Origin of the sequence: Streptomyces rhizosphaerihabitans (assembly GCF_025399795.1) — a bacterium.
Classification (GTDB): Bacteria; Actinomycetota; Actinomycetes; order Streptomycetales; family Streptomycetaceae; genus Streptomyces; species Streptomyces rhizosphaerihabitans.
Map to the genome: position 1 here is coordinate 1 of NZ_JAODTZ010000090.1, position 21,684 is coordinate 21,684.

20 protein-coding genes, 1 pseudogene and 1 riboswitch are annotated in these 21,684 nt (G+C 69.9%); of the genes and pseudogenes, 6 read left to right on the forward strand and 15 right to left on the reverse strand.

Annotated features, from left to right (window positions below; genetic code table 11):
- The 5 genes and pseudogenes from N4G66_RS42925 to N4G66_RS42945 form a co-directional block, all read right to left on the reverse strand.
- Positions 1 to 216, reverse strand: a pseudogene (locus N4G66_RS42925) (metallophosphoesterase); the annotation flags it as partial.
- Between the two features lie 166 nt (positions 217 to 382).
- Complete coding sequence (locus N4G66_RS42930; RefSeq protein WP_261709757.1) at positions 383 to 553, reverse strand: transposase; 171 nt, start codon at positions 551 to 553, stop codon at positions 383 to 385.
- A 151-nt stretch (positions 554 to 704) separates the two neighbouring features.
- Positions 705 to 4,064: a S8 family peptidase gene (locus N4G66_RS42935; RefSeq protein WP_261709758.1), complete on the reverse strand. Its 3,360-nt coding sequence runs from the start codon at positions 4,062 to 4,064 to the stop codon at positions 705 to 707.
- Positions 4,065 to 4,893: 829 nt separating this feature from the next.
- On the reverse strand, positions 4,894 to 5,934 hold the full coding sequence (locus N4G66_RS42940; RefSeq protein ID WP_261709759.1) for a vWA domain-containing protein: 1,041 nt from the start codon (positions 5,932 to 5,934) through the stop codon (positions 4,894 to 4,896).
- Between the two features lie 596 nt (positions 5,935 to 6,530).
- Positions 6,531 to 7,712: an acyl-CoA dehydrogenase family protein gene (locus tag N4G66_RS42945; RefSeq protein WP_261709760.1), complete on the reverse strand. Its 1,182-nt coding sequence runs from the start codon at positions 7,710 to 7,712 to the stop codon at positions 6,531 to 6,533.
- An 88-nt stretch (positions 7,713 to 7,800) separates the two neighbouring features.
- On the opposite strand from N4G66_RS42945, the gene N4G66_RS42950 reads away from it, so the two are divergent.
- Positions 7,801 to 8,310: a hypothetical protein gene (locus N4G66_RS42950; RefSeq protein ID WP_261709761.1), complete on the forward strand. Its 510-nt coding sequence runs from the start codon at positions 7,801 to 7,803 to the stop codon at positions 8,308 to 8,310.
- Here the strand turns inward: N4G66_RS42950 and N4G66_RS42955 are convergent.
- The 6 genes from N4G66_RS42955 to N4G66_RS42980 form a co-directional block, all read right to left on the reverse strand.
- Positions 8,285 to 8,857 carry a TetR/AcrR family transcriptional regulator gene (locus N4G66_RS42955; RefSeq protein WP_261709762.1) on the reverse strand — a complete coding sequence of 191 codons (573 nt, stop codon included), beginning with the start codon at positions 8,855 to 8,857 and terminating at the stop codon, positions 8,285 to 8,287. The two genes, N4G66_RS42950 and N4G66_RS42955, sit on opposite strands and share 26 nt — an antisense overlap.
- Before the next feature lie 173 nt (positions 8,858 to 9,030).
- The gene (locus N4G66_RS42960; RefSeq protein ID WP_261709763.1) at positions 9,031 to 9,243 is read right to left on the reverse strand and encodes a hypothetical protein; all 213 of its coding nucleotides are present in this window, start codon (positions 9,241 to 9,243) and stop codon (positions 9,031 to 9,033) included.
- Positions 9,244 to 9,385: 142 nt separating this feature from the next.
- On the reverse strand, positions 9,386 to 10,405 hold the full coding sequence (locus tag N4G66_RS42965; RefSeq protein WP_261709764.1) for a Gfo/Idh/MocA family protein: 1,020 nt from the start codon (positions 10,403 to 10,405) through the stop codon (positions 9,386 to 9,388).
- Between the two features lie 50 nt (positions 10,406 to 10,455).
- On the reverse strand, positions 10,456 to 11,376 hold the full coding sequence (locus N4G66_RS42970; protein ID WP_261709765.1) for an ATP-binding cassette domain-containing protein: 921 nt from the start codon (positions 11,374 to 11,376) through the stop codon (positions 10,456 to 10,458).
- An 8-nt stretch (positions 11,377 to 11,384) separates the two neighbouring features.
- A complete protein-coding gene (locus N4G66_RS42975; RefSeq protein WP_261709766.1) occupies positions 11,385 to 12,461 on the reverse strand; it encodes an ABC transporter permease in 1,077 nt (358 codons plus the stop codon).
- Positions 12,461 to 13,480: a sugar ABC transporter substrate-binding protein gene (locus tag N4G66_RS42980; protein WP_261709767.1), complete on the reverse strand. Its 1,020-nt coding sequence runs from the start codon at positions 13,478 to 13,480 to the stop codon at positions 12,461 to 12,463. Before N4G66_RS42980 ends, N4G66_RS42975 begins: the two co-directional genes overlap by 1 nt.
- A gap of 395 nt (positions 13,481 to 13,875) precedes the next feature.
- On the opposite strand from N4G66_RS42980, the gene N4G66_RS42985 reads away from it, so the two are divergent.
- Positions 13,876 to 14,754, forward strand: coding sequence for a Cgl0159 family (beta/alpha)8-fold protein (locus N4G66_RS42985; RefSeq protein ID WP_261709768.1), 879 nt, complete (start codon positions 13,876 to 13,878; stop codon positions 14,752 to 14,754).
- Positions 14,755 to 14,920: 166 nt separating this feature from the next.
- Here the strand turns inward: N4G66_RS42985 and N4G66_RS42990 are convergent, their stop codons facing one another.
- The 3 genes from N4G66_RS42990 to N4G66_RS43000 form a co-directional block, all read right to left on the reverse strand.
- Positions 14,921 to 16,081 carry a Gfo/Idh/MocA family protein gene (locus N4G66_RS42990; RefSeq protein WP_261709769.1) on the reverse strand — a complete coding sequence of 387 codons (1,161 nt, stop codon included), beginning with the start codon at positions 16,079 to 16,081 and terminating at the stop codon, positions 14,921 to 14,923.
- Between the two features lie 380 nt (positions 16,082 to 16,461).
- Positions 16,462 to 17,157, reverse strand: coding sequence for a type 1 glutamine amidotransferase domain-containing protein (locus N4G66_RS42995; RefSeq protein WP_261709770.1), 696 nt, complete (start codon positions 17,155 to 17,157; stop codon positions 16,462 to 16,464).
- A 219-nt stretch (positions 17,158 to 17,376) separates the two neighbouring features.
- Complete coding sequence (locus N4G66_RS43000) at positions 17,377 to 17,940, reverse strand: PadR family transcriptional regulator (protein WP_261709771.1); 564 nt, start codon at positions 17,938 to 17,940, stop codon at positions 17,377 to 17,379.
- An 82-nt stretch (positions 17,941 to 18,022) separates the two neighbouring features.
- On the opposite strand from N4G66_RS43000, the gene N4G66_RS43005 reads away from it, so the two are divergent.
- On the forward strand, positions 18,023 to 18,415 hold the full coding sequence (locus N4G66_RS43005; protein WP_261709772.1) for a nuclear transport factor 2 family protein: 393 nt from the start codon (positions 18,023 to 18,025) through the stop codon (positions 18,413 to 18,415).
- A 51-nt stretch (positions 18,416 to 18,466) separates the two neighbouring features.
- Complete coding sequence (locus N4G66_RS43010) at positions 18,467 to 18,841, forward strand: ferredoxin (RefSeq protein WP_261709773.1); 375 nt, start codon at positions 18,467 to 18,469, stop codon at positions 18,839 to 18,841.
- A gap of 178 nt (positions 18,842 to 19,019) precedes the next feature.
- On the opposite strand, the gene N4G66_RS43015 is transcribed toward N4G66_RS43010, so the two are convergent.
- On the reverse strand, positions 19,020 to 19,637 hold the full coding sequence (locus tag N4G66_RS43015; RefSeq protein ID WP_261709774.1) for a histidine phosphatase family protein: 618 nt from the start codon (positions 19,635 to 19,637) through the stop codon (positions 19,020 to 19,022).
- Positions 19,638 to 19,849: 212 nt separating this feature from the next.
- Positions 19,850 to 19,990, forward strand: a riboswitch (cobalamin riboswitch).
- 38 nt (positions 19,991 to 20,028) lie between these two features.
- On the opposite strand from N4G66_RS43015, the gene N4G66_RS43020 reads away from it, so the two are divergent.
- Positions 20,029 to 20,250, forward strand: a complete 222-nt coding sequence (locus N4G66_RS43020) for a CbtB-domain containing protein (protein ID WP_261709775.1) — start codon at positions 20,029 to 20,031, stop codon at positions 20,248 to 20,250.
- Positions 20,251 to 20,471: 221 nt separating this feature from the next.
- Positions 20,472 to 21,662, forward strand: coding sequence for an acyl-CoA dehydrogenase family protein (locus N4G66_RS43025; protein WP_261709776.1), 1,191 nt, complete (start codon positions 20,472 to 20,474; stop codon positions 21,660 to 21,662).
- Positions 21,663 to 21,684 lie beyond the last annotated feature (22 nt).

Here is a 21,684-nt window from a genome sequence, read left to right on the forward strand (position 1 = left end):
CGGCATCCCGACGAGTCCGAGGGCGAACAGGGCGGTGCCGGCCAGTGTGATGGGCAGCGACCAGTGCTGGCCGGTGTACAGGAGCACCCAGCAGGGCACGGTCCAGAGCAGGACGGGGGCGATCAGGGGGATGTAGCGCATCAGGCGGTGCAGTCGGCTCTGCCGCGGCGCTCGCGCTTCACTGTCGACGGGTCGGGTGCTGCTGGTGTCGGTCACGCTTCCCCTCTCTGACCGGGCTGCCGTCTCGCGCACTGTATCCGGCCGTCCTCGGGCTGATCGGACGGGCGTTCATGGGTGCGGCTCCTTGGGGCGAAGGGTTCTGCGCGGGATGGCAGGACTCCGCCGCAGACACCTCCACCGGCTCCACTGGCATGAGCCGCCATCAGGGCGCTATTCGCGGGTGCACCGCGGTCTCGGCCAGGTCGAAGTCCTTGGCCACCTGGCCGACCGAGCGGTCACCACGCCGGCACAGCTCGACGATCCCGGCCTTGAACTCCGGCGTGAACGAACGGCGAGGCCGAGGCTTCTTCTTCCCCTTCCCCATGCTCTCCATGATGGACATCCTTCCGGGGCAGAACCCCTGATCTCGGATGTCCGTCAAAGCGGATCAAGCCCAAAGGGCTCGGTGAACGAACGTGCTGGAAAGCGTTCTTGAACGCCTTCCAGCACGTCGTCGTCACGCGAAACCCGTCACCGGGGCGACATCACTTGCCGTAGTACGCGTTGTGGATCGTCAGCGTGGACTCGTTGCCCTGCTTGTCCGTGACATCGGCGAGGAACGAGATGCCCTTGTCCTTCGCCGGGTTCTTCACGGAGATCCTGCCGCTCTCGACCTTCACGAGCTGCCAGGTCACCCCGTCGTCGTAACTCACGGACATGACGAGCGACTTGAGGTTCTTCCCGGCCGCCGAGCCCTGCACGGTCACCGGGACCTGGACCGACGTGTCCGCCGGGGCGCGCGAGGCGAGGTCGACGGGGGCCGCGAAGCGGACCGTGGACACCGGCAGCGCCGTGGTGGCCGAGACCTCCTTGGAGCGGAACGTGAAGCTGGTGTCGATGCGGGTGGAGGCCGTGGCGATCTTCGCCGAGCGCTCGACGGAGGTCGTCAGCCGGTATTCGGCGTCGGTGGAGTCAACGGTGAAGGGCTTCGCGCCGCTCAGCGGGTCGTCGTTCTCGCCGACCTTGACGCCGTCGCGGTACAGCGCCGACGTGGCCGAGGCGTACGTCGAGAAACCCACGTGGCCCTTGCCGTCGGCGAACAGCGGCAGGGAGCCGATGAGTTGCTGTTCGCCCGTGGCCGGGTCGGGTGCGGTGCGGAAGACACCCATGTTCTCGCGCAGAAGCGGGCCGAACACGCCGGTGTTGAACTTCTCGCGGTACGTCCTGCCGGCCTCGTAGCGCTTCGGCTCGGACATCTCGTAGGCCCCGTCGAAGGCCGGGTAGCCCCACTTGTCGGGCTCGCCCAACTGATCCATCCTGGTCAGCCACTTGACGCCGTCGGCAGTGGAGACGTAGAAGGTGCGCGTGCCGGGTGCCGCCTGCGGCGCCGAGAACCCGTTGCCCTCCGGCGCACCCGGCAGATGGGCGTACGGGGAGACGAGAGCGGTCTTCCCGGCGGCGGAGGCACCGATGCCGACCTTGAGCGTCGCCAGCTCGTCCGCCTTCACGTGTTTGGTGTAACCGGTCGCGACCTTCTGCGTCCTGCCGCCGTAGGCCACCGAGTACTGAGTGGTGGCGTCCTTGAGGAAGTGCGCGTCCCAGGTCTGCAGGAGCGAGCCGTCCGTGACGGCCGGACCCATGTGCGCGGTGCGGAACCCGGTGAAACCTCTGAGGACCCAGCCGTTGCCGACGCGGCCGATGTCGGTCGCGCGCTCGTAGTACGTCCCCCCGTAGTCCACCGTGTCGAGGCCGGGCACGGTGATGTCCACCGGCTCGGTGGTGCGCGCGTCGGCGGTGACCGTGGTGTCGCCGGAGATGTCCAGCTTCGGCTGGGAGATCCAGTCGGTGCCCTTGGTGAGGTCCGACGGGTCCTGGTAGACGGCCGTGTCGAGCGTGTACGAGCCCTTGGGCACGCGGATCGTGTGCGCGCCCGGCTCGTCGCCGATACGGGCCTGGAAGCCCTTGGCGGGGCCGGCGACGCCGATCAGGCTGTTGGAGAAGTTCTGCGCGTCGGTGCCGTCGCGGCCGATGGTCCTGAGCGTGACGTCGTACGATTCCACCTCGCGGCCGGCCGCCACGGCCGTGCGGACGGACTGGCCCGCGCCGGTGGCGGTGACGTAGCCCGAGTAGGTGCCGTCGGCATCACCGATCCTGGTGTCGGCGATCAGGTCGACCTCGGTCCTGCCGCCGGCGGGCACGGTCACCTTGGTGGCGCCGAGCGCGAAGAACCCGGCCGGGGCCGGCTTTCCCGCCGGGTCCAGCGCGGACACCGACAGGTCGAGGGTGACGTCGCTGCTCCCGAGGTTGCGGTAGCCGATCTTCCTGGTGAGGGGCTGGTCGTCGGTGTGCGGCCACTGTGCGGTGCCGAAGTTCAGCGAGACCGGATCGGCGATCACGCTCTGGGCCAGTGCCTTGTCGACCTGGACGCGGCCCGAGCCCTGCTGGAAGACGGTGTAGTCGCCGCCCTTGGCGGACGCGATCAGCGCGCTCTTGAGCTCGGCCGCCTTCCAGGTCGGGTGCTGCTGCTTGAGGATCGCCGCCGCGCCCGCGACGTGCGGGGTGGCCATCGAGGTGCCGTCGAGCTGCAGGTAGCCGGGGGCCGGGTGCGGGATACCGGGGTCGGTGTCGAACACGCTGCCGGAGGCGGCGGCCGCGGTGATGGCGACGCCGGGGGCGGTCACGTCCGGCTTCACGGCGCCGTCACCGACGCGCGGCCCGATGCTGGAGAAGGACGCCAGCTTGTCGTCCTTGTCGACGGCGCCGACGGTCAGCGCGGCGTCCGCGCTGCCCGGCGAGCCCACCGTCGATGCGCCGAACTCGCCGTCGTTGCCCGCCGCGATGGCGAACAGGACCCCCTTCTCGGCGGACAGCCTGTCGACCTCCTCCTCCATCGGGTCGACGCCCGGGGAGTCCGAGCTGCCCAGGCTGAGGTTGATGATGTCCGCGCCCTCGTCGGCGGCCCACTCCATGCCCGCGATGATGGCGGAGTCGTCCCCGAATCCCTCGTCGTTGAGCACCTTGCCGCTGATCACCTCGGCACCCGGTGCGACGCCCTTGTACTTGCCGCCCGACTTGGCGCCGGTTCCGGCGGCGATCGAGGCGACGTGCGTGCCGTGCCCGACGCGGTCCACGGTGTCGGGCGAGCCGGAGAAGTTCTTCTCGTCGATGACCTGGGTCTTCAGGTCGTCATGGGTCTTGTCGACGCCGGTGTCGAGGACGGCGATCTTGACACCGGTGCCGTCGTACCCGGCCTCCCACGCCTTGTCGGCGCCGATCTGCTTGACGCTGCGGTCCAGGCTTGCCTTGCGCACCCCGTCCAGCCAGACCTTGCTGATGCCTGAGGCGGTGGCGCGCAGGCCGCCCTTGTGCTCGTCGGTCAGCGCCTCCCACACCTTGGCCACGTCGTCCCGCGACGTACGGATGGCGTCGGCGTCGATGGCGGGGAACGTGCGCCGCAGCTTGGTGTCACCGGCCGAACGCACCTCGGCCCGTGCGGCGCCGGCGCCCCCGTCGTACTGCACGATCAGCTTGAGCCCGTCACCCTGGCTCTTGCGCAGCAGCGGGTCGGTGAGCTCACCGACGTCGAAGAGCCGCTGGTCCAGCTTCCCTGTGGCGATGAGGCGCTGCGCGTCGCTGGGCACCACCAGCGTGTGGTCCTTGATGCGCTGCACCTGTACGGGTATGCGCTCACGGCCCTTGGCGGGCTCGAAGCCCATCACCTGGCCCTTGGCGCCGACCACCACACGGTCGCCCGTGATGAGCTGGATCCGCTGGTTGCCGTCGAAGCGCGCGTTGTTCGGTGTGTTCGTCGTGTTCGCGGCGATCGCTGTCGTGGGGCCGGTCATGCCTGCCACGAGGGCCACCGACGTGGCCGCTGCGATGGTGAAGGCGCGTGCTCTCTTCACTGTTGAGCGCAAGTCTCCCCCAGGAGCTTGGGATGAAGGCGAGTGGTCGTTTCCAGCCGTGGGCGGAACGTTCTCGCCGGTCAGCGCAGTATGTGATGCGAGGGACACGTGATCAACGGCGTGACGAGAGCGAAGAATTGAGGACATGACTTCAGGACATCTTTGAAAATATTGACTTTCAAACGAGCTGGGGTCGCACGACCGATGGCAGTGCCGGGCCCTCATTCATGTGGCGGCCCACCTTTTGCGTGGTCGTGATCCACCGCGAGCGGCTCAGTGTGCGGCGCGGCCGGCTGAGGCGCACCGCCATCGTGTTCGTGAACGGATCGGCGTTCTCGCCCCATACCCGGCCCGGCCCTTGCGCGGTCCGAGGAAGCCGGCCCTGGCGTCCGGCAGCGTCTCCGGGGCGACCATCCCGCGGTCGCCCCGTCGATCACCTGGCAGAGGTGGCGCCTTGGATCCGCGGCAGATCGAGGCCCATGGCCGCTGCACATCACGTCCACAGCTGCCTCTCTGGCTTGGGTCGCGAGCTCGGCGAGCGCCCGTGCGTCCTCGGCCACCAGCACACTCGCGGACGGAGCATGCCCTTCCGATTGGCCGGATCCGTAACCTGCGTGGAGCCTGTCGCCGTTCGGGCACAGGAGCGCCGTCGTGACCCGCGGCCCGCCTACCGGGCGGGCCCGGAAGCCGGGCGCGCCACCGTGCCGCAGGTCCGGCAGTCAGAACGGTTGCCGCGGAGGTCAGGCCGCGTCAGGCAGCCGTGGCGCGGCCCCCTCGGCGTGGGCGCCACATGGCGAAGTGCTTCAGGATCCGACGGGCTTTCAAGGCGTCAGAGCATAAGCAGCAGTCGCGTGTTCGGTACGAGCTTCCGGTTCACGCTGGTGCTCTGCACGAAGATCGTGAAGTCGTCGTTGTGGTCGGGCTTGACGCGCACTTCCACGTCCGGCAGGCCGAGCAGGGCTCGGGCCTCGGGTCCCGAGTACACCCGGTCCGTCTTCTTCTCCAGCACCGCGATCTGCTTCCGTGCCTGGATCTTCTCGGGCTTGCTCAGCTGGTAGAACGCGCCACCGGTACGGTAGGTGTGCCCGCATTCGACGACCCAGTCCCGTATCGCCGCGTCACGGGTCACCGGGATCAGCCGGTACCCCGACGGATCCACCGCAGCGAGGCCGGCCGCCTTGATGGTGTCCTTGTTGACCGCCTCCGCACCCACGGAGAACACTGCCCGAGATCCCCGGATGCCCTGGGTGCGGCCCATCATGAATTTCTCGGTGGCCTCCCGGATGACCTGTCCGGCTTCCTCCAGACCCTGTGTGCTCGTGGCGTCCCAGACGGCGATGTTGTCCCTCGGGAAACCGCACTGCATGGCCTCGCGCTTGCCCATCTGGTCCGGCACGAGGACGGCCAGCGTCCAGTTGTCCTCTTGTGTCGCGATCATCTGGGCCACGGCTGTGACCAGTTCACGCGGATTCCTGACAGGGGCATCCGGAGAGCGATGACTCGCGTTCTCCTGCCCGTCCGTAAGCACGAACGTCAGGAAGCTGTGGTCGCCGTACAGTTGGGCGGTCTGTGCCAGCTCATGCTGTGACTTCAGTGCGGCTGCGAGCAGAGCCGTCATTCCACCGACCCGGTACAACTGCTTCAGCGACGGCATCCGCAGCACGTCCTTGTCATAGATGACGCACTCCACCTTGTCCGCGAAGACGTACACCGTGACACGGGTTTCCTGGTCCAGCTCCCTCGACCGGCGAGCAAGATACGCGATCTGCTGGTCGGCGACTTCGACGACCTTGCGGCTCAGATGCGACATGGACGAACTGGCATCCAGCACAAGGGCAACGTGATTGATGTAGTTCTGACTTCCGGCCATGACAGCTCCCCCTCGTTCCGACTCGATACCCCTACTGTCTCACCCACCACTGACAATCGATCTTGGCTCCCGGAGCGGAACGGTCATGCCGTCCGGGCTTGTTCGCTGGGCCTTCCGCTTATCCCCAATGAGACTTTTTCAACGTGGAGTTGCAGGTCACGGGGCTGGCGTGAGTCGTGGCTGCGGTGCTCGTGCCGGTCGGGGGCGTGATCGCGGACAGGCGATCGTCCGCGGGGAGTACGTCGCGCTCGTACAAGGGGGCACCGGCCCGTCGCAGGCAGGCGCGGTCGCCCTGGCGGACGCCCCGAAGCCCTGCTCGGTGACAAGGGATACGACTCGAACTCGAACCGTGGAAAGCTCCGCAAGCGCCGGATCCTGCCCATGATTTGCCGACAGGGCACGGAGCGGCGGCCGACAGGGCCCGTGGCCGTCCGTCGCGAACGTGACCGGACGGCCTGCCCGGCCGGCGAGCGGATCGGCGGTGCGAGGAGCTGACACTGGGAAGTGTCGGCGCTCGGACGGCGATGGTCACGTGTGCGGACGTTCTCCGGTGAGTGCGCGTGCCGCACTCACCGGGGCCACACGACTCGGGCGTACTACTTCCCCGCGTTCCGCACCCGGAGGGTGCCGCGCTCGTTCTCCTTGAGCGCGCGGCCGATGATCAGGCGCTGGATCTGGTTGGTGCCCTCGAAGATCTGCATGACCTTGGCCTCGCGCATGTAGCGCTCGACAGGGAAGTCACGGGTGTAGCCGGCACCGCCCAGCACCTGGACCGCGTCGGTGGTGACCTTCATGGCGTTGTCGGTGGAGATCAGCTTGGCGATCGACGCCTCGGACTGGAACGGGAGTCCCTCGTCCTTGAGGCGGGCGGCCGCGAGCGTGGTGGCCCGGGAGACCTGCACCGCCGCCGCCATGTCGGCGAGGACGAAGGCCAGACCCTGGTGCTCGATGATGGGCCGGCCGAACGTCTCCCGCTCCCGCGAGTAGCGCAACGCGTGGTCCAGCGCCCCCTGGGACAGCCCCGTGGCCACCGCCGCGATGCCGAGCCGTCCGCAGTCCAGCCCGGCGAAGGCGATCCTGAGCCCGTCGCCCTCCTCGCCGAGCCGACGGTGGGCGGGGACGCGTACGTCCTCCAGGCGCACGGTGGCGGTGGCGGACCCGGTCAGGCCCATCTTCTGCTCCGGGGGATCGGCCACCACGCCCGGAGTGTCGGCCGGGACGAGGAAGCAGGAGATGGCACGCGAGCCCGCGTCGGACGTCCGCGCCATGACCGTGTAGAAGTCCGCGTGCCCACCGTGCGTCGTCCAGGCCTTCGCGCCGTTGAGCACATAGTCGTCGCCGTCCCGGACCGCCCGGGTGCGCATCGCGCCCGGGTCCGAACCGGCATGTGCTTCCGACAGGCAGTAGGCGCCGAGCAGCTCGCCGCCGAGCATGTCGGGGAGCCATTCCTTCTTCTGCTCCTCGGTGCCGAACGAGGCGAGGGCGAAGCAGGACAGCGCGTGCACGGAGACACCCACCGCGACGCTCGCCCACACGGCGGCGATCTCCTCGACGACCTGGAGGTAGACCTCGTAGGGCTGGCCGCCACCGCCGTGCTCCTCGGGGTAGGGCAGGCTCAGCAGCCCGGCCCGTCCGAGGGTGCGGAAGACCTCGCGCGGGAACCGCTCCTCGGCCTCCGCCTCGGCGACGCGCGGGGCGAGCTCCTTCTCGGCGAGCTCGCGGGTCAGGGCGATCAGGTCGACGGCTTCCGGTGTGGGGAGCGTGCGGGTCGCGGGCATGGCGTGTCCTCGGGGGTGGCGGGTCGCGGCCCTGACGATTTTGATACGCCAGGCGATACAACAGTATCGTTTTTGGTACCGCCGGGCCATGGTGGTCCCCGATGGGTCCACCGGTCCACTGGCCGGCTCACGCGTTCCGGAACTCGCGGGGCTCGGGTCGGCTCCGCACGCGGCCAGGTGCCGGCCGGCCTCGGCGCCGGTGGTGCACGTCGAGCGCCCGCCGGTCCGGGAGCTGCGGCTCGGCCCCGCGGGTGCGGCCGACACCGTCCGGCGCGGCCGCAGGTCCGTCTCCGCCCGAACGGAGCTCGAACCTCCTGGACGGCGCGGCCCCCTTCTACGGCACCTGCGCCTGCTCCACGACACCTACGCCCGCGCCTACGGGAAGTACGTCGCCGTGGCCGCGCTGGAGCAGCACTTCTCCGCCGCCCTGCTCGACGGCCTCGGCCCCGCTCGGCTGTCCGCCCAGGATGACCGCGACGGCCGTCATCGGGGCACCGCCGTCTTGGGCGAGCCGGGAGCCGCCGCGGCGGCGGTGCCGCGGGACCGGGTGCGGCGCGCGGGCCGTGCCGACGTCAGGGTGAGACGGCGTGGACGATGAGCGACGCCAGCTCGGCGTAGGCCTCGGCGTCGTTCAGCCCGGTGCGTGCGGCGACCTCGCCGCGCTGGATCTCCTGCATGGTGGCGGCCACGACCTCGCCCACGAACGCGGCGTGGACGTCGCGGAACGCTCCGGCGGCCACACCGTCCGCGATCAATTGCCTGATCCTGCCCGCGGCGAGGCGCGTGTTGGCCTCGTACACCTCGCGGGCCGGTTCGAACTGGGCCATGTCGTCGAGGAACTGCCGGGACAGCGGACGCAACTGCTGCGCGACCGCGTTCAGGTAGACCACCACGCGCTCGGAGGGCGCGGAGGTGTCGGCCACCCGCTTCTCGACGGCCTGGGCGGCCTCCCTGAAGTAGTGCTTCACCGCTTCCCGCACCAACTCCTGCTTGCTGCCCGCCAGTTGGTACAGCGTCGTCTTCGAGCAGTGCAGTCGCTCGGTCAGCTCGTCGAGGGTGAAAGCCGCGAAGCCCTCCGCCACCAGCAACACGACCAGCCGTTCGAGCAGGTCGGTCTGGCGCGCGGTACGGCGTGTGGACGGCATGATCTCAGCGTAACCGTTCCTCCTTGAGCGTAATCGTCCCCCCCCTCCAGGAGTGTGGCCTCCGGGGTGTGGTCTCGGACGGGAGACGCGCCGCCCGGTGTCAGCGGGTGGTGCCGCCCGGGGGGCGGCGGGTGGCGCCACCGGGACTTGGCGGCAGGCGGCGCCTCCCGGGCTCAGTGGGTGGTCCAGCCGCCGTCGACGACCGTCTGACCGATGACGTACCTTCCGGCGTCGCCGACGAGCCGCAGCACGGCGCCGACGATGCCCTCGGGGCTGCTTTCCCGCGACAGCGGGGTGTTGCGGCGCACATACCCGGCGGAGCACTCGCGCTCGTACAGCGGTCCGGTGATCTCGCTGAGGAAGGACCCGGGCGGCGACTGCTCCATCCAGTTCCACGAGGCCGAACGGCCAAGGCACAGGCGGAGCGGTGGAGGTGCGCGTCGGTCGGCGCCGGGGTGCGCCAGCCGGGTTCGGGCGAGCGGGTCGCCGTCGCACTCGATGGCGTACTCGCGAAAGGGGTGGTCCGGCTCAGCGGTAGAGGGCGGGACGCTCGATCAGGGCGACCTCCGTACGGCGGCCCTCGGCCTGGGCACGGACGCCCGCCTCGCAGACGGCCGCCGCCGCGTACCCGTCCCAGCAGCCCGGCCCGGTGACCTCGCCGCGCAGCGTGGCGTCGACCCAGGCCTGCACCTCGCGGTCGTACGCCTCGGCGAACCGCTCCACGAAGTCGCGGGCGACCGAACCTCCCCATCGCCCGGCCGAGTTGACCAGCATCCCGTGGGCCTCGCCGATCCGTGCCGTGCCGTTCTCGCAGACGGCCTCGGCCTGCACCTGGTACCCGAAGCGGCAGTTGGCGTAGATCTCCACGTCCACGAGCACACCCCCGTCCGTCTCCATGACGACGAACTGGGGGTCCGAGAGCCCTGGGGGCGCGTTGCCGGAGGGCCGCGGCTTCAGCACCGTCACCGCGGTGATCTCCTGCCCGAGCAGCCAGCGCGCGGCGTCCATCTCGTGCACGACGGAGTCGTTGATGAGCATCTGCTCGGTGAAGTACGGCAGCACATCGGCGTTGCGGTGCCGGTTGTGCAGCATGAGCGGGCGGCCCAGCTCCCCGCTGTCCAGGAGCGACTTGAGTTTCAGGTACTCGGCGTCGTAGTGCCGCATGAAGCCCACCTGGACCCGCCGGTGCCCGAGCCGGAGCTCGGCCTCCAGTACGCGCAGCGCCGAGGCCGCGTCCGGGGTGAGCGGCTTCTCGCACAGGACGGGCAAGTCGTGCTCGAGGGCGGTGAGCAGCGCCGCCTCGTGAGCGGGGCCGGGGGAGGCGATGATCACGGCGTCGACGTCGTCCGCCGCCAGAGCCGTGGCAGGGTCCGTGTACGCGGTGCAGCCGTCGATGCCGTCGGCGAGTCCTTTGGCCCGCCCGGCGTCGATGTCCACGACCGCGCTCACCCGCGCCCCGCTGACGACCCCGGTGATCCGGCGGACGTGGTCGGCCCCCATCCGGCCGGTCCCGATGACTGCGACCCCGAGTGCTGCGTGCTGGGTCATGAGGTTCGGTGGTCCCTTCGGTGAACGGGTGCCGTGGGGGCGGAGGAACGTCAGGGAGTCCCCTCGGAGGAGGCCGGCGCCGGTGCGGGTGCCCGGAGGTCCTCCGAGTCCGGGAGCTCCTGTACGTCCACCCCGCGCACCTGAGCCAACTCGTGCTTGAGTGCGGCGAGTTCGGCGCCGCCCGCCATGTGGTTGGTGAGTTCCTCCAGACCGATCTCGCCGCGGTCGGCGCTGAGTTCGAGCGTGCCGAGCCGCAGCACACTGAAGTGGTCGCCGACCATGTAGGCGTGGTGCGGGTTGTGGGTGATGAAGATGACGCCGAGGCCGCGGTCGCGGGCGGCGGCGATGTACTTGAGGACGACGCCGGACTGTTTGACGCCGAGCGCGGCGGTCGGTTCGTCGAGGATGAGGACGCGGGCGCCGAAGTGGACGGCGCGGGCGATGGCCACGGACTGGCGCTGGCCGCCGGAGAGCGTGCCGATCGGCTGGTCGAGGTCGTCGAGGACGATGCCCATGTTGCGCAGTTCCTCGTCGGCGGTCCGCTTCATCCGCGCGATGTCGAGACGACGCACGGGCCAGGGCCCCTTGGTCAGCTCGGAGCCGAGGAAGAAATTCCGCCACACCGGCATCAGTGGCACCGTCGCGAGGTCCTGGTAGACGGTGGCGATGCCCTTGGCGAGGGCCTCGCGCGGGGTGCTGAAGCGCACCGCCGTGCCGTCCACGAGGAACTCGCCCTCGCTGTGCTGGTGCAGCCCCGAGACGATCTTGATGAGGGTGGATTTGCCGGCGCCGTTGTCGCCGAGGACGCATGTCACCCGGCCGGGGTGGACGGCCAGGGAGACGCCGTGCAGGGCGCGGACATTGCCGTACGACTTGCCGGCGCCGCGCAGTTCGACGATCGCGGCGCTGCCGTCCCCGGGCGGGGTGTCCGGCAGGACGGCGCCCGCGGTTCCGGATCCGTTGCTTGTCATGGGTCGGTTCACCTCCGGGTCGCCGTGCGGCGGACCCACAGATTGACGAGCGTGGCGCCGAGCAGCATCACGCCGAGGAAGGCCTTGAACCAGTCGGGGTTCCAGCCGGCGTAGACGATGCCCTGGTTCACCATGCCGAACATGAAGGCGCCGAAGACCGGGCCGATCGCGGAGCCGTGGCCGCCGGTGAGCAGACAGCCGCCGATCACCGCCGCGGCGATGTAGATCAGCTCCTGGCCGACGCCCTCGCCTGACTGCACCGTGTTGAACGAGAACAGCTCGTGCATGCCGACGAACCAGGCGCCGAAGCCGACCGTCATGAACAGCGTGATCTTGGTGAAGGTCACCGGCACGCCCACCGCTCGGGCGCTGTCCTGGTCGCCGCCGACCGCGAAGACCCAGTTGCCGTACTTGGTGCGCAGCAGCACCCAGGTGGCCAGGGCGGCGAAGACCAGCCACCACACGATCGTGATCTTCACCTGGACGCCGCCGACGCCGAACGACGAGGCGAAGATCTTCTTCGCCTGGCCGAAACCGTCCATGTCGCTGATGTCGTCGGTGGCGACGTTGCCGGTGACCAGCTTGGTGACGGCGAGGTTCACGCCTTGCAGGATCAGGAAGGTCCCGAGCGTCACCAGGAAGCTCGGCAGCCTGGTGCGGACCATCATCCAGCCGTTGAACGCACCGATCGCGAGCGAGGCGACGAGCGCGACGATCACGCCCACCCACACGTTCACGGTGAGTTGATAGCTGAGCATGCTCGCCGTCAGCGCCGACGTGATCACCGCGACACCGGCGGATAGGTCGAACTCGCCGCCGATCATCAGCAGCGCCACGGGCAGGGCCATGAGGCCGATCGTCGACGACTGGTAGAGCACGGTCGCCATCGAGCTGCCGGAGCGCACCGACGGCGCCGCGATCAGGAAGAAGACGAACACGGCGACGGCACCGAGGAACACCCCGACCTCGGGCCGGGCGAGCAGCCGCAGCGCCAGCGGGCGCCGCGCCGTCCGCCCGTCGGTCGTCCGGGGGCCGGGAGCCGGCGGCGCGGTCACCGCCGGCTCGGCCCGCCCGGCCGTGCTCATCACCGAGTGCCCTTCGCGGCGAAGCCGGCGACGGCGTCGACGTTGCTCTTGTCGACGAAGGCCGGCCCGGTCAGCACCGGCTGCTCGCCGCCGCCGCTGTAGTTGCCGTTGTTCTTGTAGAGCCACAGTGAGTCGATCGCCAAGTAGCCCTGGAGGTAGGGCTGCTGGTCGACGGCGAACTGGATGGTGCCCTTGCTGATGGCGCCGGTGAGGTCCTTGTTGAGGTCGAACGTGGCGATCTTCGCCTTGCTGCCGGCGTCACTCACCGACTGCACCGAGGTCAGGGCGTACGGGGCGCCGAGCGTGACGACGTAGTCGATCGCGGTGTCCTGCTTGAGCTTGGCGGTGATCGTGGACTTCACGGACGGCATGTCGGTGCCGTTGACGTACAGGTTCTCGGTGGTGCCGCTGAAGGTCTTCTTGACACCGTCGCAGCGCTGGGTGAGGCCGATGTTGCCCTGCTCCTGGACCACGCAGACGGCCTTCTTGGCGCCTTCCGCGTTCAGCCTCTTGCCGAGCGCCTCGCCCGCGACGGTCTCGTCCTGTCCGAAGAACTCCGTCAGGCCCAGCTTCTTCCAGTCGCTGAGGCCCGAGTTGAGACCCACGACGGGTATGCCGGCCGAAGTCGCCTTGCCCACCACGTCCTTCATCGCGTCCGGCTTGGCCAGGGTGATGGCGATGCCGTCGACCTTCTGGTCGATCGCGTTCTGGACGAAGTTGGCCTGACCGCCCGCGTTGGGGTCGGCGGAGTAGACGAGCTTGATGTTGTCCTTGGCGGCGGCGGCCTCGGCGCCCTTGCGGACGATGTCCCAGAACGTGTCGCCGGGCGCCTGATGGGTGACCAGGGCGACCGTCATCCGGGGTGTGTTCGCCTTTCCCGCGGCGGCACCGTCCCCGCTCTCCTCCGACTTCTTGCCGCCCGAGCTGCTGGAGCAGCCCGCGGCGAGCAGTGCGGACGCCGCGGCCAGGGCCACGAGGGGGGCGATTCTCCGGGAACGGGGGTGGAACGTGCGATCCATCTTTCCAGCACCTCACTGTGCGACCGGGGGAGAGGGAACGGGACGGTACGGGGCGCGGGGCCCGTGCGGGTCCGCGACGGCGGGTCCCCGGACGGCGGGTCCGGGGGCGGGATCCGGTGGAGCGGCGGTTGCGTTGGGACCGGATACAAGCCCCTGGCGCACCCACCTGTCAATACTTTGTTAAGACATCATTTCAGGAGCAGGTTCGAATGTCCGTACAAACTGTTGACAGGGGAGAGTCGAGCGTCCTACACCTGAGAGGTGCAGGGCGCCTCCTCGCCCCCTCGCCGCATCCCATGCATCCCCCGCATCAGGAGCATCACGCATGCCCGAGTCCGTTCTTCCCGCGCGCACTTGACCGGGCCGACCGCCAGCACCCCTGAACGGAGCCCGACTTGAGCATCAGAATCCCCGATCTGGTCACGGTGCGCGCCCGGCACCCGGAGGCCATCGCCGAGGCGGCCGCCCGCCGGGTCCGCCGCCCGCTGATCGGCGACAGCGGCCGTCTGATGATCGTGGCCGCCGACCACCCGGCACGCGGTGCGCTCGGTGTCGGCGGCCACCGGTTCGCCATGGCCAACCGCGCCGACCTCCTCGAACGTCTCTGCCTGGCACTGTCCCGGCCCGGCGTCGACGGGGTGCTCGCCACCGCCGACGTCCTGGAGGACCTGCTGCTGCTCGGCGTTCTGGAGAACAAGGTCGTGATGGGCTCCATGAACCGGGGCGGACTCGCCGGCGCCTCCTTCGAGATGGACGACCGCTTCACCGGCCAGCGCGCCGAGGACATCGAGCGGTCCCGCTTCGACGCCGGAAAACTCCTGCTGCGCATCGACTACGACGACCCCGGCTCCCTCGCGACCCTGGAGACCGGCGCCCGCGCCGTGGACGCCATGGCCGCACGCCGATTGCCCGTGTTCGTCGAGCCGTTCATATCCCGCCGCGAGAAGGGAACGGTCCGCAACGATCTGGGCGCCGAGGCCGTCACCCGCTCCATCGCCATCGCCTCGGGCCTCGGCGGAACCTCCGCGTACACGTGGCTCAAGCTGCCCGTCACCAGCGACCCCGACGACATGGCAGAGGTCCTCGAGACCTCCACCCTGCCGGCCGTGCTGCTCGGGGGAGAGGTGGGCAGGGACCAGGAGGCCGCGTACGAGAGATGGCGCAAGGCCCTCCGCCTGCCCACCGTGCAGGGCATGGTCGTCGGCCGCTCTCTGCTCTACCCGGCCGACGGCACGGTGGAGACCGCGGTGGACACAGCGGTCGCCCTGCTCTGACCCCGCACCTGAACGCGCCCCGCAACAGGGCCCCGCACCCGGACGCGCCCACACCGCAGGAGGTCACCGCACCCGGACGCGCCCACACCGCAGAAGGGCCCCGCACCCGGGCGCACCCGGAACCCCGCACCGCGGCTGCGCTCCTTGGCGGGGTCACGCGCATCACTCACTCCGCGGCAATCGTCACCCAGGTGCCCGACGACGCCGAGCGCGCCATCGCGTCGAGCGCGGTCGCACTGCGGACCGCGTCGACCGGCGTCGCACCGTACGGCCTGTTGTCGGCGATGGACCGCAGAAAGGTGTGCGCCTCGACGACCTTGAGATCGTCGTAGCCCATGCTGTTCGCCGCGCCCGGCTGGAAGGCGGCGTAGTCCCCGGCCCCCGGACCGACGTACACGGTGCTGACCGGCTGGTCCTGGTACGTGGTGCCCCGGCTGACTCCGAGCTCGCCCATCCGGCGGAAGTCCCAGAACACCGCGCCCTTGGTGCCGTGGATCTCGAACCCGTAGTTGTTCTGCTCACCCACCGAGACCCGGCACGCCTCCAGGACACCGCGCGCACCGGAGACGAAGCGCAGCAGGCAGCTGACGTAGTCCTCGTTCTCCACGGGCGCCGGTTCGCCGCCCCACGCGCGCGCGTGACCCGCGGTCGCGCCGGTCGGCCGGGCCCGCAGCGGCACGAAGACCGCGGTGTCCGCCGCCAGCGCCTCGATCTCGCCCAGCAGGAAACGGGCCAGGTCGACGCCGTGCGAGGCCAGGTCGCCGAGGACCCCGCTACCGCCCCGCTCCCGCTCGTAGCGCCAGGTCAGCGCACCCTCCGGATGGGCCGCGTAGTCGCTGAGGAGGCGGATGCGCACGTGGGTGACGTCACCGATGTCGCCGGAGGCGATCAGCTCGCGGGCGGCCATGACGGCGGGAGCATTCCGATAGTTGAAGCCGACCGTGCCCCGGACACCGGCCTTGGCCACCGCGTCCGACACGGCTCGGGCGTCGTCGGCGGTCAGACCCACCGGCTTCTCGATCCAGATGTGCTTGCCGGCCTCGGCCATGGCCACGGCGATCTCACGGTGCAGAAAGTTCGGCGCGGTGATGCTCACGGCCTCGACGCGTGGATCGGCGGCGATCTCCCGCCAGTCGCGTACGGCGGCCGCGAAGCCGTACCGCGCGGCGGCCTCCTCGGCCCGGCCCGGCACCTCGTCGGCGACGCAGACCAGTTCGGGACGCAGGGCGAGGTGCGGGAAGTGGTGGAGCACGCGGGCGTACGCCTGAGTGTGCACTCGCCCCATCCAGCCGAACCCCACGACGGCGACACCGAGCGCACGCACCATGACTGCCCTTCTTCGGACCGGTCCGAGTACCTACCGGCTCACAGTGAAGCCCAATCCCGTCCGCGTGCCCAGCCGTCCGGCGGCAGCGCCGCCGCCCGCCGCCGGCCCCGGGTCGGTGACCGGCGCGAGGCAGGCGTCCGCGATCTCGGTGGGTTCGCCGTCGGCTGGTGTCCGCGTCCTGGCGCACGCTCGGCGAACAGTGTGATCAGTGACCGGCGCCTTCCCGGACCGGATCGTTCACGAGCGGGCCCGTCGCCTCCGGACCGGACCGTTCTGGACCGTTCACGAGAGGGTGCGCATCGCGTCAGGGCGGGGGCTTTACGCGCCTGCCGGTCCTCGCCCGGACGTATCAGGGTTCGGGGGCCCGGGCGCGCCGGCGCTCAGGCCAGTTTCTTCAGCAGTTCCGCCGCGAGCGGGGCGGCGGAAGCCGGGTTCTGGCCCGTGACGAGGTTGCGGTCGACCACCACCTTGGGGATCCACGGCTCGCCCTCCTGGAAGTCGACGCCCGCCGCGACGAGCCGGTCCTGGAGCAGCCACTCGGCCTTGTCGGCGAAGCCGGCCTGGGTCTCCTCGGCATTCGTGAACGCCGAGACCCGGTAACCCGCGAAGGCGTTGGTGCCGTCCTCCCGAGTGGCGGCCAGCAGCGCCGCCGGACCGTGACACACCACACCGAGCGGCTTGCCCGATTCCAGCGCGCGGGTGAGCAGCCGGCCGGACTCGGTGTCGGCCGAGAGGTCCTCCATCGGACCGTGCCCGCCCGGGTAGAAGACGGCGGCGTAGTCGTCGAGGTTCACCTCCGAGAGCTTGAGCGGCTGCCGCAGCTCGGCCATGGACGCGAGGGTGCGTTCGACCTTGTCGGCGCCTTCCTGGCCACCGTTGAACTCGGGCGCCAGGCTCCCCTGGTCCACGGTCGGCACGACCCCGCCCGGCGTGGCGACGACGATGTCGTGCCCGGCCTCCTTGAAGGCCTCGTACGGGGCGGCGGCCTCCTCGGCCCAGAAACCGGTCGGATGCGGGGTGCCGTCGGCGAGCGTCCAATGGTCGGCGCCGGTCAACACGAAAAGGATCTTCGACATGGTGCGATTCTCCGAGGGTGCGGGCCCTGACGGCCTGGAAGGGATTCCGGTCTTACGCCCCTGACGTTCCGCGCGTGGATCGGCAGGGTGGCGATGTACTCGACCGTATGCGGGCCGGGCGCGGCTGACCAACAGGGAAACCCGGTCGCGGTCATGGCCCGTGCGATGGGGACGCGGGTGTATCCGTCGACCGCGGCGGTACCCGGAAGCGGCAACTGTCTAGCGGGCGACGGACGCGCGCTGTTCCAGGACCCGCAGCGCCCGCTCCGCCCAGTCGATGATCGCCTGCTCGAAGGCGCGTCCCCCCAGGAGAGTGAGATACGGTCCGACGCGCTCGGCCCCGGCGAGGTACTCCTCCTCGGTGCGCCCGTCGAGCAGGCGGGCGCCGATCCGGTCGTAGTGCGCCAGTTTGGCGCGCGCCGACTCCAGGCGCTCGGCGATCGCCGCCCGGACGGCGTCGGCGTCCCCCTCGTCGAGGGCGTACACCTTGACCATCAGCTCGTCGCGGATCGCTGTGGGCCTCGCGGGCCCGGCGGTGAAGGCGGACAGGACGTCGAGGCCCGCCGCGGTCAGGGAGAACACCCTTTTGTTGGGCCGTCGTTCCTGCTGCACGAGCCGTGCCTCGATGAGCCCCTCGGACTCCATCCGGTCGAGTTCCCGGTAGAGCTGCTGAGGGGTCGCCATCCAGAAGTTGGCCACCGAGGCGTCGAACCCCTTGGCCAGGTCGTAGCCCGACGCCTCGCCCTCCAGGAGCGCGGCCAGTACCGCGTTGCGCAATGCCATCCTGCAAGGCTAGACGCCATGCGTGCGCAGGACTAATCTTATCCGCACCTAATCAATTAGTTGAGTATGAGAGGCGGACGCAATGAACTCCTTCCGCAAGGCCGTGGAGGCCGGAGACCTCGGCGCGGTCGAGGATCTGCTGGCCGACGACGTCGTGTTCACCAGCCCCGTCGCCTTCAAGCCCTACCCGGGCAAGGCGATCACCGCGGCCATCCTGCGCGGCGTCTGGCGTGTCTTCAGCGACTTCCGGTACGTCCGCGAGATCGCCGGGGCCGACGGCCGTGACCACGCGCTGGTCTTCACGGCCAAGGTGGGCGACAAGGAGATCAACGGCTGCGACTTCCTGCACTTCGACGAGGACGGACGCATCGACGAACTCACGGTGATGGTGCGCCCGTTGACGGCGGCGCAGGCGCTCTCCGAGGCGATGGGCGCGCAGTTCGAGCAGATCTCCCGGGAAGCGGCCGGCGCGTGAGGTCCTTGACCCGCGCTGTTTGAACCGACTCTCTCCGGCTACCCGCCTGTTGTGACGACGACGACTTCACAGCAGGAGCTCTTCCGGTTCCTGGAGGATCGCTTCGCCTGCGCCCAGGCCTGCACCGAGTGTGCCCGTACCTGTGCGCTGCGCGCGAGCCTCCTGGATCCCGACGGGCCGAAGAGGCAGGAGGCCGCACGGCGCGCGGGGATCCTGTGCGCGGAGGTGTGCGAGGCGACCTGCCAGGTGCTGTCCCATCAACTGGGGCAGAACGAGAGGGGTATCCGCGCCCAGCTGGAGTGGTGCCGTGACGTCTGCCTGGAGTGCGCCGACGCCTTCGACGGTTGCCCCGGCGCGGAGACCGCCGCGAAGACCTGCCGTGAGTGTGCCCAGGCGTGCACGGACTTCATCGCCACGTTGCGGTGAGGATCGCCATGTTGCGGTGAGGGCCGAGGGCGGCCCGGGGCGGGACTCTGAGGCGAGCACCCGGTCAACCCGGGTCAAGGCCCGTGGCGAGGACGAGGGCAGCCCTGGCCAGGACGAGTGGTGACGACAATGGCAGCCCCCCGGTCAAGTTCCGTGGTGAGGGCGAGGGGAGCCCCGGTCAGGACTCTTCGGTGAGGTGCGGGCCGCCCGGGGCGACTCGGTCGGTCAGTGGGCGTCCGGCGCGGATGTTCCAGCGCCCCGCGCGCCCGCTCAACTCCGTTACGGTGAGCGGCGGTACGTCCACGCGCCAGAACGCCGACTCCGGTGCCCCCAGCACCCGTACCACCAGGGCCCGTACCACCTCGGGCTCCACCACCGCGATGGTGCGGCCGTCGAACTCGGCAGCCGCGTCAAGGCGTTCCGTCACCCGGTCGCAGAACGCCCGCACCGACTCCCCGTCGTGGGGCGCCGACGCGGGATCGGCGAGCCACCGCGCCACCGCCTCCGGCTCCTTCGCGCTCACCTCGGCCAGCGTCGCGCCGCGCCAGCGGCCCACGTCCAGACCGGCCAATTCCGGTGTCTCGATACCGCCGTCGAGTCCGAGCGCAACCGCCGTCTGCCGGCACCGCACGGTGGGGGAGACCCACAGCCGGCCTCCGGCCGGTACGGCACCCGCGTCGGCGGCCGTCCGGGCGGCCCGCAGGCCCGCGGCGTCCACCGGGCTCCCGTCGTCGAAGCGGGCCTCGCGCAGCGCCTCGCTGATCGCCGCGGAGATCAAGATCACTCGGCTGGTCATGCCATCACTTTCATGCGTTGTGGGCCGGGTTCGTGGGCCGGTTCGTGGGCCGGTTCATGCGCCGGTTCATGTTCTGGGCTCATGTGGTGTGGGCCGTGGCCGGAGGCGAACCCCCTCGTCCGGTAGGGCGGTTGTCGTGCTCTCCGGCGCTCCGGGGCGCACATGGTGCGGGGCGTGCGCCCTTGGCCGCGCTTCGGCTTCGCGGTACGGTCACGTGGATATTGACGACGGTTCGACGGAAGCCCGGTGGAATTCCGGCACGGTCGCGCCACTGTAAGCCCAGCACGTGTCGCTCCGGCCAGGGGCGGTGGAGGTGGGCCAAGTCAGACCCGTGACTGTCGTCCTGTGCACCACCGAGATGGGACGCGAGTTCCCCAGGAGGTTCTGCCCCATGGCGCAGTCCGTCGTTCAGCCGACCGTCACCCCCGCCGCTCTCCCCGCCAAGCTGCCGATCGGTGCGATCGTCCCCTGGGCGGTCTTCTTCGGCATCCTGATGCTTGTCCTGCTCTACTTCGTCGGCGCCGAACAGGGTGCCACCTCACTCGTGTCCGGCGAGAACGTCCACGAATGGGTCCACGACGCCCGCCACCTGCTCGGTTTCCCCTGCCACTGACGGCGACGGGGAAGTACGAGCCACGATATTCCGCGACGGCCGGCAAACCTGGCCCGCGTGAGGGGGCGGTGCCCGGTCCACAGGGCACCGCCCCCTCACGCGTGCGGGCACGCCCGCCCACACCCCGCGGACCCGGTGTCCGCGTCATCGGCATTCCCAATTTCTGAAACACGTTCTACGGTGTGCGCCGTCAGGTCGGGCTCGGGGAGGCAGGAGGCGCCGTGCATCTCGAATACACGCCGGAGCAGCAGCGGTTGCGGACCGAACTGCGGGTCTACTTCTCCGAGTTGGTACCGGACAACGCCTACGCGCGCTACGGCGATCCGGCGGCGCAGAAGCGCTTCTACCGCGAGACGATCCGACGGCTCGGCGCGGACAGCTGGCTCGGGGTCGGCTGGCCCGAGGAGTACGGCGGGCGGGGCCTGAGCCCGATGGAGCAGTTCATCTTCTTCGACGAGGCGGCCCAGGCGGGAGTACCGCTGCCGCTGATGGCCCTCAACACCGTCGGGCCGACGATCATGCAGTTCGGCACGGAGGAGCAGAAGTCGTTCTTCCTGCCGAAGATCCTCTCCGGCGAGCTCGACTTCGCGATCGGCTACAGCGAACCCGACGCCGGGACGGACCTCGCCGCGCTCAGGACCAAGGCCGTACGGGAAGGCGACGAGGAGAGCGGCCACTACACCGTCAACGGCCAGAAGATCTGGACGACCAACGGTGACACGGCCGACTGGGTGTGGCTCGCCGTCCGCACCGATCCGGACGCCCCGCCCCACAAGGGCATCACCATGCTCCTCGTGCCGACCTCCGACCCCGGCTACTCGTGCACCATCATCAACACGCTCGCCTCGCACGACACCACCGCGAGCTACTACGAGAACATCCGCGTCCCCGCCGCGCGCCGGGTCGGCGAGGAGAACAAGGGCTGGCGGCTGATCACCAATCAGCTCAACCACGAGCGCGTCACCCTCGCCGCTCACGGCACCATGGCCATCCGCGCCCTGCACGACGTCCAGCGCTGGGCGATGGAGACCAAACTCGCCGACGGCCGCCGCGTCGTCGACCTCCCCTGGGTACGACGCCTCCTCGCCCGGACGCACACCAAGCTGGACGCCATGAAACTCCTCAACTGGCGGATGGTGAACGCCGTCCAGGAAGGCACGCTCACCCCGCAGGACGCCTCCGCCGTCAAGGTGTACGGCTCCGAGGCGCGCCGGGACGCGTACGCCTGGCTGATGGAGATCGTCGCGGCCCCCGGCGTCCTCAAGGAGGGCTCCGCAGGCGCCGTCCTGCACGGCGAACTCGAACGCGGCTACCGATCGGCCGTGATCTTCACGTTCGGCGGCGGCAACAACGAGATCCAGCGGGAGATCATCTCGTGGATCGGACTGGGGATGCCCCGGGTGCGGCGCTAGCGCGATTGTGACGAGGTTTTTT

Coding starts and splice junctions, on each gene's coding strand:
- N4G66_RS42970 (WP_261709765.1), bottom strand. CDS start 11,376: ATGACAAGCAACGGATCCGGAACCGCGGGCGCCGTCCTGCCGGACACC.
- N4G66_RS43000 (WP_261709771.1), bottom strand. CDS start 17,940: ATGGCATTGCGCAACGCGGTACTGGCCGCGCTCCTGGAGGGCGAGGCG.
- N4G66_RS42980 (WP_261709767.1), bottom strand. CDS start 13,480: ATGGATCGCACGTTCCACCCCCGTTCCCGGAGAATCGCCCCCCTCGTG.
- N4G66_RS43005 (WP_261709772.1), top strand. CDS start 18,023: ATGAACTCCTTCCGCAAGGCCGTGGAGGCCGGAGACCTCGGCGCGGTC.
- N4G66_RS42950 (WP_261709761.1), top strand. CDS start 7,801: ATGGTGGTCCCCGATGGGTCCACCGGTCCACTGGCCGGCTCACGCGTT.
- N4G66_RS42955 (WP_261709762.1), bottom strand. CDS start 8,857: ATGCCGTCCACACGCCGTACCGCGCGCCAGACCGACCTGCTCGAACGG.
- N4G66_RS42945 (WP_261709760.1), bottom strand. CDS start 7,712: ATGCCCGCGACCCGCACGCTCCCCACACCGGAAGCCGTCGACCTGATC.
- N4G66_RS42990 (WP_261709769.1), bottom strand. CDS start 16,081: ATGGTGCGTGCGCTCGGTGTCGCCGTCGTGGGGTTCGGCTGGATGGGG.
- N4G66_RS42965 (WP_261709764.1), bottom strand. CDS start 10,405: ATGACCCAGCACGCAGCACTCGGGGTCGCAGTCATCGGGACCGGCCGG.
- N4G66_RS42960 (WP_261709763.1), bottom strand. CDS start 9,243: ATGGAGCAGTCGCCGCCCGGGTCCTTCCTCAGCGAGATCACCGGACCG.
- N4G66_RS43020 (WP_261709775.1), top strand. CDS start 20,029: ATGGCGCAGTCCGTCGTTCAGCCGACCGTCACCCCCGCCGCTCTCCCC.
- N4G66_RS42995 (WP_261709770.1), bottom strand. CDS start 17,157: ATGTCGAAGATCCTTTTCGTGTTGACCGGCGCCGACCATTGGACGCTC.
- N4G66_RS42940 (WP_261709759.1), bottom strand. CDS start 5,934: ATGGCCGGAAGTCAGAACTACATCAATCACGTTGCCCTTGTGCTGGAT.
- N4G66_RS43015 (WP_261709774.1), bottom strand. CDS start 19,637: ATGACCAGCCGAGTGATCTTGATCTCCGCGGCGATCAGCGAGGCGCTG.
- N4G66_RS42975 (WP_261709766.1), bottom strand. CDS start 12,461: ATGAGCACGGCCGGGCGGGCCGAGCCGGCGGTGACCGCGCCGCCGGCT.
- N4G66_RS42930 (WP_261709757.1), bottom strand. CDS start 553: ATGGAGAGCATGGGGAAGGGGAAGAAGAAGCCTCGGCCTCGCCGTTCG.